This is a genomic window from Streptomyces alkaliterrae (assembly GCF_007097205.2).
Classification (GTDB): Bacteria; Actinomycetota; Actinomycetes; order Streptomycetales; family Streptomycetaceae; genus Streptomyces; species Streptomyces alkaliterrae.
In genome coordinates, this window is record NZ_VJYK02000198.1 from 1 (window position 1) to 10,121 (window position 10,121).

Below are 10,121 nucleotides of genomic sequence, written 5' to 3' on the forward strand. Positions count from 1 at the left end.
GCAGATCAGTATAAGAGACAGCGGCAGGAGCGTCCGGCTCGGACGCTCCTGCCGGGCGGGCACGCTCCGCGGGCGCGCCCGGTTGGGGCGCGTTCTCCGACTGTGTGGTCGGGACGCGGTCTTGGGGCGTCGTCTCCTCGGGCCGGTCGGTGCCCGGCTTCCGGTCGACACCCTCGTGCTCGGCGCTCACAGCTTGTCTCCTCAGGTACACGACAGCGGCACTGGCTCACACACCCTAGAACCAGTGTGCAGTCAGCTTTTCCCATCGGGTGTCAAGGCCGCGTAAGCCGTCCCGGCGGGTAGGCCATCCGGCGCAGACGGTCACGGGGGTGAGGGGCCGGGCGGGTCGGGGGCGTGGAGTGGCAGTATGGCGCGGTGGGACCTGGATCGATTTCCGTCATCGCTCACCGCGGCGCCTCCGAGGACGCCCCGGAGCACACGTTGGCCGCGTACCGAAAGGCGATCGAGGACGGCGCGCACGCGTTGGAGTGCGATGTCCGGTTGACCGCCGACGGGCACCTCGTCTGTGTGCACGACCGGCGGGTGAACCGGGTCTCGAACGGGCGCGGCGCGGTCTCGACGCTGGAGTTGTCGGCGTTGGCGCAGCTCGACTTCGGCTCCTGGAAGGACGCCGACGAACTGCCGGACGCCGAGGACCCGGAACGCACGTCGGTGCTGACGCTGGAGCGGCTGCTGCGGCTGGTGAAGGAGTCGGCGGCGGCCGGGCGGCCGGTGGAGCTGGCGATCGAGACGAAGCATCCGACGCGCTGGGCGGGGCAGGTGGAGGAGCGCCTGGTCCGGTTGCTGGCCGAGCACCGGTTGGAGACACCGGTACGGGTGATGAGTTTCTCCGCTCGTTCGCTCCAGCGGGTGCGGGCGGCCGCGCCGCACCTGCCGACGGTGTACCTGATGCAGTTCCTGCTGCCCCGGCACCGTGAGGGCCGGCTGCCGCCGGGGGTGCGGATCGCGGGTCCGAGCATGCGGATCATCCGCAACAACCCGGACTACGTGATCCGGGCGCAGCGCGCCGGGCAGCAGGTGCACGTGTGGACGGTCGACGACCCGACGGACGTGGAGCTGTGCGCGCGGTTGGGCGTGGACGCCGTCATCACAAATCGGCCACAGCAGGTGCTGTCCCAACTGTCGGATCTTGGTCAGCTCTGAGCGTTTCGCGCCGACCATTCTCCGGTCGTTTCCTCACGGGGCGTACTCCGGCGCGTTCAGACCGTGTTCGTTTGTTACGTGTGCGTCAGACGACCGCTGCCGGCCGGTTTCCGTTGCACCGGAAAAGGGCATCCAAGTTCTTGGCATGGGGCAGAGGAGGTCTCGGGGGTGGCGTTCGTAATGGCACCGGAAGTGCCGGCATCGTCAACCATGGCCGTGCCCTATGGACCAATGGGCGTCGGTCTGGCGCGGCGGCGTATGCGTGCGGAACTGCGGGCCGGTGGCGCGCCGGACGCCGTCGTCGACGACGCCGTGCTCATACTCTCCGAACTGCTCAGCAACTCCTGTCGGCATGCGAGTCCGTTGGCGCCGGACGACTCGATCCGGGCGCACTGGCGGCGTTCCGCCGACGGCCGGCTGCGGATCGCCGTGACGGACGGCGGCGGGCCGACGCGGCCGGCGCCGGCCAAGCCGTCGGTGACGTCGCACGGCGGGCGCGGGCTTTCGATCATCACCACGCTCGCCCAGGAGTGGGGCGTGGAGGACAACGGCGACTCCGAGGTCACCGTCTGGGCCGTCGTGGGCCCGCAGCCGCCGCAGCCCAGCATCAGTCCGCACGCCCGGCTGGGCAGTGGCGGGCTGGCCGGGATGGCCTCGCTGGCACCGCGCGGGCTGGCGGGACGCCGCCGTTCTACGCGCGGGGACGGCAGGCGCACGGCGGGCACGACGGGCGCGGCTGACGACCTGCGTGCGGCCGGCGCGGCGGACGAACACTGCCGGGGGTACGAGGCGTTCGACGGCGAGCCGGGCGGCAGGTCGGAGCGGCGCGGCGCCGGCGAGAGCGTCGCGGGCGTGACCGGCGTGGCGGGTGTCGAGGACGTCGAAGGGTTTGACCGGATCGAGGGACTTGACGGGTTCCAGGGCCTGGACGACATCAACACGCTGGATGTCGACGGACTTGAGGGCGTCGAGGGATTCGACGAGGTCGAGGGCGTCGACGGCGGCGGGCTGGACGGGACGGCCGGTCGGCGCGGCTGAACGCGCCTTGCGGCACGTTCGTCGGCGCGTCCGGCGGCGCCCCCGGCCGCGGGCGGCGTCCGCGCGCGGCGCGGCTCCGGTGTCCTAAGCTCGCGGGACAGTTCCGTCCGACCTTCGCCCACGGAGACCCGCGCCATGGCCAAGAAGCGCCGCCCCCAGACCAAGGCCGCCACATCCCAGCTCACCGACGGGGAGATCCCCGTGGTCGGCGCCCGGGAACCCTGCCCATGTGGGTCGGGGCGCCGCTACAAGGCCTGCCACGGCCGGGCCGCCGCGCAGGCGGTGACCGAGCTGGTGCGGCGCCCGTTCGAGGGCCTGCCCGGTGAGTGCGACTGGGTCGCGATGCGGGAGCTGGTGCCGGCCGCGACGGCCACGCTGAAGCTGCGTGACGGTCTGCCGGAGGGCGTGCCGTCCGCCACGCTGGCGACGGTGCTGCCGATGGCGTGGCCGGGCCTGCGGCGGGAGGACGGCTCGGTGATGATCGGCCTTCAGAACGACACGCCGTCGGGCGATCTGAGCCGTGACGTGGCGGACGTGCTGCGCCGTGCGCTGGTCGCGGAGCCCGGAAACCCGGTGGCCGGCGAGCGCCCGTCGGCGGACGGACCGCGCCTGCAGGACCTGTTGGACCCGGACGAGCCGTTGGTGCCGGAGGTGCACGACGGCTTCGAGTTCTGGCTGACGGACGCCGAGAGCGCGAGCGGCGACGTCGCCGCCTCACTGGAACGCGCCAATTCGGCCGCGTTGCCGACGAGCAGGTTGGAGAGCGTGGAGGCCGCGTACTGGTGCCGCACGCCGGAGAAGAACCACCTGCGGTGGGTCATGCCGCACGGCGAGGACGAGTTGCTGGACGCGCTTGCCAGGCTGCACGCGTCGGGCGCCTCCTCGCTCGGCGAGGACACGCGCCTGGTGGGTTCGTTCCGGGCGCACGGGCTGCTGGTTCCCGTGTGGGACCTGCCCAGCGCGATGACGGCGGAGGAGTGCGAGAAGCCGGCGGCGGCGTTCGCGGAGCGACTTCTCGAAGCTCTCGGCGTCTCCACGCCGTTGACCGCCGACGAGCGCCGGGCGCGCAGCGGACTGGCGAACCGGCAGATCACGCTGAGCTGATCGGACCTCCACGCATAGCTCGTTGAAACGTCAACGAGTCGTGATTCCCGTCACAACGGGGCATTCCGGTTGGGGATTCACGGTCCGAAAAGGCACTCCGGAATTTGCGTGCGGCCGAACTCTTGTTACCGTTCTCTAAGCCCGATCGCTGGTGCATCCCCCGTCGCCAGCGATCGGGCGTTGCCATTTCCGGATCCGGTCCGACGCGCGCCCCGCGGCGACCGGGCGATCCCCGGCCGCCGCGGTCAACTCTCCAGCGTCTCGGGTGAGTTGCTGCCCGAGCGGAGCAGCAGACGTTCGCCGTCCGGGGACGCGACCTCCAGCACGGCCGTGTACGGCAGTTCGCCGTCGATAGCGCGCACGGACCGCTGCCGAGGCGTTTCACAGGTCCCCGGTTCAGTGGATCCGTCGAGTTCGCAGTGGACCTGGAGTGAGCGCCCGTCGGGCCGCAGTAGAGAAAGCACGGCCGGCAGCGGCTCCCCGCTCGCATTGCGGTAGTAGGCGCGCGCCCAGGTCTCGTCGCCCTGTTCCAACACGCACGTCTGCGCGGTCAGCACCTCCGGCTCGCCGACCTGCGGCCCGCAGACCGCACGCGGACCGGCGGCGGACGACTCGGCGGCCGGGTCGGCGTGCGTGCCGGCCGCCGCGTCCTCGCCGGGCACCGCCGGGCCGGCGGCATCCTCGGCGGGCGGAACGGAACCCGTGCCGTCGGCCTCGCGCTCGGCGTCCGACGCGCTGGAGGGGGCGGTGCCGTCCTCCGACCCGTCGTCCGCACGGCGGTCCCCGCCCACCGGCGGCATCTTGAGCGGACCGGCTCCGGGCCGCCCGTCCACGGACTCCACCGCGGCACCCACGCCCACGACCGGTCCGCCGTGCCCCACCGACTCCGGCCCCGCGGCCGAGGCGGCGAGCGGCAGGACGGCGGCGAGCACGACCACGGCGGTCAGAGCGGCGGCGCGGGGACCGGAGGCACGTCGCCGGCCGGCCGCGCGGGAGTGGGGATGCATGGGCCGAACATACGGGCATCGACCGGCCGATGACCGCCGTCGCCGCCCACTTCCCGGCGATCCACAACCACGCTCAACCCTTACGAGTGACCCGCGCGTGACCCACGGGTGGCTCGGGGTGGCGCAGGGCCGCCACGCGGCCCACCCCCCGCGCGGCCTGGCTCCGGCGCCACCCGATGCCGCGCCACCCGATCCCGCGCCGCCCGCCTCGGGGCGCGGCCCGATCCCGCGCCGCCCGCCTCGGGGCGCGGCCCGACTCCGCTGGGACCCGGGACTGCCGCTCGAACCTCCGCAGCCAGGGCGGGGACGGGCCTTCCGCGAGCCCGTACGGTGCGGACCCGGCACGCGCACCAGGCCCCGCCGTCGGCCCACCCGGGGCCGCTGACCGGCGATCGGCCCGGGCCCGACCGGAGGCCGGAAGTCGGCCGATTACGACGACCCGGACGGGACATGAACTGCCGGAACCCGGAACCCGGAACCCGGAAAGCGGGAGGAGCCTGCACCACCTCACCCGGTGGGGCCGTGCACCGGGCCAAGGGAAGTGTCCGGGTCACGGGCTCCCCGCCGCGTGCGCCACCGGGCCCCTCGGGGCTGTCATGGGCGGCGACTCAGGCTCCGGGCTCCCGTCCCAGGCGCGTGCTGAAGCACGGGTAGGCCCGGTCGGACTGCCGGAACCGGGCCCCAGACATGTGGCCGGGCACAAGCCCGGGCGCGACCGGGCACAGAGCCCCGGGCGCCACCGGGGCACGGGTGCGTCCGGGCCTGAGTGGTGGACCGGGCCCCACGCCCGCCCATGCCCGGTCCGGCGCACGTCCCGGGCATGGGCGGGCATCGGGCCACAAGGTGTCGGCCCGCACAGGTCCTGGGGCCTGCGGGGTTGCCGTGCGGCGACTGGGTCCGGCGGCTCCCCGGGCCGGGGAGACGTCAGGCGGGGCGTGTGACCGCTCGGGGCGGGCGGCCGCCGCGTCGGCCGGAGGGGCGTCAGTAGGTGAGTCGGTTGCCGCCGCCCGGGGCGGTGGCGGTGGCTTCGACGAGGGCGTCCAGGAGGGTTTCCGTGCGCGGCAGCCAGGGAGCGCTCGTGCCGCGGCGTACGACCGGGGTGCGCTCCCAGCGCGCCCTGCCGCCGCCGACGACGGTGGGCGGCAGGGTCACGTAGCCACCGCTCCCGTGGAACCGCAGCGAACTGGGCACGTGGTCCTGGGCGTACAGCAACTCGCCGAGCTCCGCGAGGTCGTACGCCGCCACCAGGAACGTGAAGCGGCTCGGGGTGGCGACGACGGGTCCGACCCGTACGCCGAGGCGGTCGAGCGAGCTCAGCGCCTGGGCGCCGGCGGCGGCGGGCAGGCTGAGCGCGCAGGGCGCCTGGCCGCCGGTGGCCAGGACGACGGGTGCGTCGGGGCGGCTGTTCCACCACCAGCGCACCATGCGGGCGTCGGTGGTGGCGGCCAGCAGGCCGGGGTCGTAGGGGTGCGCGCCGGGTACGACGCAGTCGGCGCGCGGGCAGGCGCAGGCGGCGGCGCGGCCGCCGGACTCACGCAACTCCGCCCCGGGCACCACCGGCCACCGCCACTCGGTGGCGACGGTGAGCGCGGCCGTCCGCCGTGCCCAACGGGTCATGCGTTGCTTTCCGGGGATCTCGCGCATGAGCGCTTGTCCTTTCCGTTCGCGGCCGTTCGCGGCGAACTACCGACAAAGACGTTCAGGGACCTTCAGAGCGGACATAACAACACGTGTTGCCGTCGTAACCATGCGTACGAGGCAGCGCATCATGCCGTGGGCGGAGCGTGGAACATGGCGGGAGGTGGCGCGCGGCTGGCGAATGCGCGCTCTCCCGCGATCCCCCCGGCGGGGGTCGCACGCGTGCTGCCGTACTGTCGTGAACTCTTCTCGCCACTGCCGGAAGCCGGCCCGGCAGTCGCCGTGTGAGACGTCCGGAACCGCTCGGGGGTTCCGGGCCCGGCGGTAGCCGTCGTGCGCGTTGCGTGCCTCTGTTCTCGTGTCTACCCAGAAGAAGCCACCCGGCCCCGGGGAGCGTCCCGGGTATCGCCGCCGAGCAAAACCAGTCGAACGCGAATTGACGCACGCGGGGTACTTTTTGCGCCAACTTGCGGGACACTCGGCTTGTCACCCCTCGCCCCAGACGGTGCCTGGGCACCATCGCCCGCATACGGACAATGCTGGACATCCTCTGACCGGTACGTGTACATCTGGACGCACTGGTGGCAGAGCAGCATGACATGGGGGTTCGCGATGCCAGTGAGAACCACGCCCTCCGGCGGAAGCCGCTGCTCATGACAACTCACCATCTACCAAAAGTGGCTGGAATCAATCCTCCGCTGTCCCCGCCGGATGAGACTGTTCGGCCCCACGGCGACCCCGCGCGCGGTGGCCGGGGGCAGGGCCCGGGTGACGACCGGGCGGACGGCGAGGACGGCGACGGAACCGGCCGGGACGGCGGCGGGGCCGGTCGCGGAAGGCGCCGGGGCGACGGGTCGGCCGGCGGGCCGTGGGGCCCGGTCGACCGGCTGGCCGCCGTACAGGACCATCTGGCCGGCTGGATCCACGAACTGACGGCCCTGCACGACCTCACCGAACGACTCGCGCGCACCCGGACGCTGGACGACGCCCTGCACGAGACGCTGCGCGGCGGCGCGAGCCTCGTCGGCGCGCAGCGCGGGCTGATCGTCCTGGAACCGGCGGACGGGCTGGGCCCGGAGCAGACGGTCGGGCTCGGTCTCGGGCGGTCGGAGATCGGGCAGATCGAGACGGTGACGGACGGGTCGGCCTTCTACGGCCGGCTGCTCGACAGCCGACTGCTCGACGGTCTGCCGACGACAGCGGACGGACGGCACGAGGCCCACCCGGCGCCCGACGCCCGGTCGGACGCGCCCGCCGCGCCCGCCGCCCCCGAGGCGCACGACAGAGCCCACGCACCCGCCGCGCACGACAGCACCACCGCGGAAGCGACGACAGCGGACCCGGCGACGGACCCCGCGGCGCTCGCCGACGAGATCACGCATCCCGACATCGCCGGTGAGGACGATCTCGATCCGCTTCACCGCGAGGTCGCCGCCCGGCTCGGTTACGCGGCGAGCTACGCCGTTCCCCTGGTGGCGACCAGCCCGGCCCCGGAGCCGGAACCGGAGTCGGACGCCGGGGCGCGGCAGCAGGGTCAGCCGGACGACGGCGCGGACCGGCCGGAGGCCGGCGGTGCCACGGCGCGGCGGCGCGCGGCCGGGATCCGGCTGGGCGCCGCCGTCTGGCTCTACGACGAACCGGCCGAGCCCTCCGCGCGCCGCCGCCACCTCCTCGGCCTCTATCTGCGCTGCGCCGCCGAGCACCTGGCGCGGCGGCTGACGCTGGCCCGCGCCGAGCGCGCCAACGCGGCCGTGCACGAGGAGCTGCTGCCGAGCCGGCTGCCCCGGGTGCCCGGGCTGACGCTGGCGGTGCGGCACCGGACGGGGCCGCGCGGCGGCGGCGACTGGTACGACGTGCTGCCGCTGCCGGACGCGGCGGTGGGCCTGTCGGTCGGCGGGGTCACAGGTTCCGGGCCGAGCGCGGTCGCCGCGATGGGCCGGCTGCGGGCCTCGCTGCGCGCGTACGCGGTGATGGAGGGTGAGGATCCGGTCGCGGTGCTGTCGGATCTGGAGCTGCTGATGCGGCTCACGGAGCCGGCGCGTTCGGCGACGGCGCTGTTCGGCTACGCGGAGCCGGCCGCCCGCCGGATCGTCGTCGCCGGCGCCGGGCACTGCCCGCCGCTGGTGGTGGGGCCTCGGCGGTGCGAGTTCGCGGAGACGACGCTGTCGGCGCCGCTGGGCATGCTGGCGTGCTGGGAGGCGCCGAGCGTCGAGCTGATGTTGGACGCCGGGGAGACTCTGCTGCTCTACACCGACGGGGTGCTGCACCGCAGCGTCGACGCGGGCCCCGGTGAGGCGATGACGGATCAGGCGATGGCGCGGCTGCACGCGGTGGTGCGGGCGGCGGCGCCGGAGGTGCGGGCCGAGCCGGAGGCGCTGGTCGACCACGTCCTGGCCGAGCTGCTGGGGCCCCGGCAGTGGGCGGATGACGAGGAGGACGTCGTCCTGCTCGCCGCCCGCTTCTGAGACACGCCTCCGCAACGCCTCACGCGGCCCCTCCGCGCGGTGTCGCGTCGGGAAACCGCCACGTCCGGAAGCTGCCATTTCCGGGCAGGACCGGCACCGGGAGGGGCGGACATACGATGGAGGGCGGTCCCAGTCCGTACGCAAGGAGGCAGCGACGTGGCCGAGCAGCAGTCACCGGAGACCCCGGCAGACGAGCAGCCGATCAAGCAGCGGAAGAACGGCCTGTACCCAGGTGTGTCCGAAGAGCTGGCCGAGAACATGAAGACCGGTTGGGCGGACACCGAACTGCGCGACCTGGAGCCGATCGCCCAGGTCAAGGAGACCGCCCGGCGCCGTGCCGAGCTGTCCGCCCGCTTCCCCGGCGAGCGGCTGGTCGTTCCCGCGGGCAACCTGAGGACGCGGTCGAACGACACGGAGTACGCCTTCCGTGCCGCGACCGAGTACGCGTACCTCACCGGCAACCTCACCGAGAACGGGGTGCTGGTGCTGGAGCCGCGCCGCGGCGGTGAGGGGCACGACGAGACGCTGTACCTGCTGCCGCGCTCCGACCGGGAGAACGGCGAGTTCTGGCTGGACGGCCAGGGCGAGCTGTGGGTGGGCCGGCGGCACAGCCTCTCGGAGGCCGAGCGGCTGTACGGCGTCCGGTGTGCCGACGTGCGCGAGGTGCCGGAGGTGCTGCGCTCGGCGAGCGGCCCGGTGCGGGTGGTGCGCGGGCACGACGCGGGCGTCGAGGCGGCGCTGGTCGACAAGGTGACCGCCGAGCGGGACGAGGAGCTGCGCGGCTTCCTGTCCGAGATGCGGCTGGTCAAGGACGACTTCGAGATCGGCGAGCTGCAGAAGGCCGTGGACTCGACGGTGCGCGGCTTCGAGGACGTGGTGCGGGTCCTGGACCGCGCGGAGGCGACCTCCGAGCGCTACATCGAGGGCACGTTCTTCCTGCGGGCCCGAGTCGAGGGCAACGACATCGGGTACGGCTCGATCTGCGCGGCCGGTCCGCACGCCACGACGCTGCACTGGGTGCGCAACGACGGCCCGGTGCGGTCCGGCGACCTGCTGCTGCTGGACGCGGGCGTGGAGACGCACACCCTGTACACGGCGGACGTGACGCGCACGATGCCGATCAGCGGTCGTTTCACCGACGTCCAGCGGCGGATCTACGACGCGGTGTACGAGGCGCAGGAAGCGGGTATCGCGGCGGTACGGCCCGGCGGGAAGTACCTGGACTTCCACGAGGCGTCGCAGCGCGTGCTGGCGGAGCGCCTGGTGGAGTGGGGGCTGCTGGAGGGCCCGGTGGAGCGGGTGTTGGAGCTGGGGCTCCAGCGCCGCTGGACGCTGCACGGTACGGGTCACATGCTGGGCATGGACGTGCACGACTGCGCGGTGGCCCGCCGGGAGACGTACGCGGAGGGCACGCTGGAGCCGGGCATGTGCCTGACCGTCGAGCCGGGGCTGTACTTCCAGGCGGATGATCTGACCGTGCCGGAGGAGTACCGGGGCATCGGCGTGCGGATCGAGGACGACATCCTCGTGACGGAGGACGGAAACCGCAATCTGTCGGCCGCGCTGCCACGCCGATCGCACGAGGTCGAGGAGTGGATGGCTCAGCTGAAGGGCTGATTCCGCTTCCGCCCGACGCTGTAGTCGGCACCAGTACGGACGGCCGGTCCGGGGCCCCGAGGGGTTCCGGGCCGGCCGTCCGTCCACC

General features: G+C 73.5%; 7 protein-coding genes and 1 pseudogene. 5 read left to right on the forward strand and 3 right to left on the reverse strand.

Annotated features, from left to right (window positions below; translation table 11 throughout):
* Positions 1 to 190, reverse strand: a pseudogene (locus FNX44_RS29020) (hypothetical protein); the annotation flags it as partial.
* Positions 191 to 354: 164 nt separating this feature from the next.
* On the opposite strand from FNX44_RS29020, the gene FNX44_RS17990 reads away from it, so the two are divergent.
* The 3 genes from FNX44_RS17990 to FNX44_RS18000 all read left to right on the forward strand — a co-directional run bounded on the left by FNX44_RS17990 (position 355) and on the right by FNX44_RS18000 (position 3,306).
* Entirely contained in the window at positions 355 to 1,164 is an 810-nt protein-coding gene (locus FNX44_RS17990) for a glycerophosphodiester phosphodiesterase (RefSeq protein WP_143649304.1), read from the forward strand.
* Between the two features lie 216 nt (positions 1,165 to 1,380).
* Positions 1,381 to 2,202, forward strand: coding sequence for an ATP-binding protein (locus FNX44_RS29725; RefSeq protein WP_407699198.1), 822 nt, complete (start codon positions 1,381 to 1,383; stop codon positions 2,200 to 2,202).
* 135 nt (positions 2,203 to 2,337) lie between these two features.
* Positions 2,338 to 3,306, forward strand: a complete 969-nt coding sequence (locus FNX44_RS18000; RefSeq protein ID WP_143649305.1) for a DUF5926 family protein — start codon at positions 2,338 to 2,340, stop codon at positions 3,304 to 3,306.
* Positions 3,307 to 3,551: 245 nt separating this feature from the next.
* Here the strand turns inward: FNX44_RS18000 and FNX44_RS18005 are convergent, their stop codons facing one another.
* Together FNX44_RS18005 and FNX44_RS18010 are read right to left on the reverse strand one after the other, a co-directional pair.
* A complete protein-coding gene (locus tag FNX44_RS18005; protein ID WP_143649306.1) occupies positions 3,552 to 4,313 on the reverse strand; it encodes a hypothetical protein in 762 nt (253 codons plus the stop codon).
* A gap of 981 nt (positions 4,314 to 5,294) precedes the next feature.
* The gene (locus FNX44_RS18010; RefSeq protein ID WP_143649307.1) at positions 5,295 to 5,957 is read right to left on the reverse strand and encodes a bifunctional DNA primase/polymerase; all 663 of its coding nucleotides are present in this window, start codon (positions 5,955 to 5,957) and stop codon (positions 5,295 to 5,297) included.
* 671 nt (positions 5,958 to 6,628) lie between these two features.
* Between FNX44_RS18010 and FNX44_RS18015 the strand changes: the two genes are divergently transcribed.
* Together FNX44_RS18015 and FNX44_RS18020 are read left to right on the forward strand one after the other, a co-directional pair.
* Positions 6,629 to 8,416 carry a PP2C family protein-serine/threonine phosphatase gene (locus tag FNX44_RS18015; protein ID WP_407699199.1) on the forward strand — a complete coding sequence of 596 codons (1,788 nt, stop codon included), beginning with the start codon at positions 6,629 to 6,631 and terminating at the stop codon, positions 8,414 to 8,416.
* 156 nt (positions 8,417 to 8,572) lie between these two features.
* On the forward strand, positions 8,573 to 10,033 hold the full coding sequence (locus FNX44_RS18020; RefSeq protein ID WP_143649309.1) for an aminopeptidase P family protein: 1,461 nt from the start codon (positions 8,573 to 8,575) through the stop codon (positions 10,031 to 10,033).
* The last annotated feature ends 88 nt before the right edge of the window (positions 10,034 to 10,121 follow it).

What these genes read in the sequence shown, in the direction of transcription:
- FNX44_RS18005 (WP_143649306.1), bottom strand. Translation starts at nt 4,313, where the DNA reads ATGCATCCCCACTCCCGCGCGGCCGGCCGGCGACGTGCCTCCGGTCCC.
- FNX44_RS18010 (WP_143649307.1), bottom strand. Translation starts at nt 5,957, where the DNA reads ATGCGCGAGATCCCCGGAAAGCAACGCATGACCCGTTGGGCACGGCGG.
- FNX44_RS18000 (WP_143649305.1), top strand. Translation starts at nt 2,338, where the DNA reads ATGGCCAAGAAGCGCCGCCCCCAGACCAAGGCCGCCACATCCCAGCTC.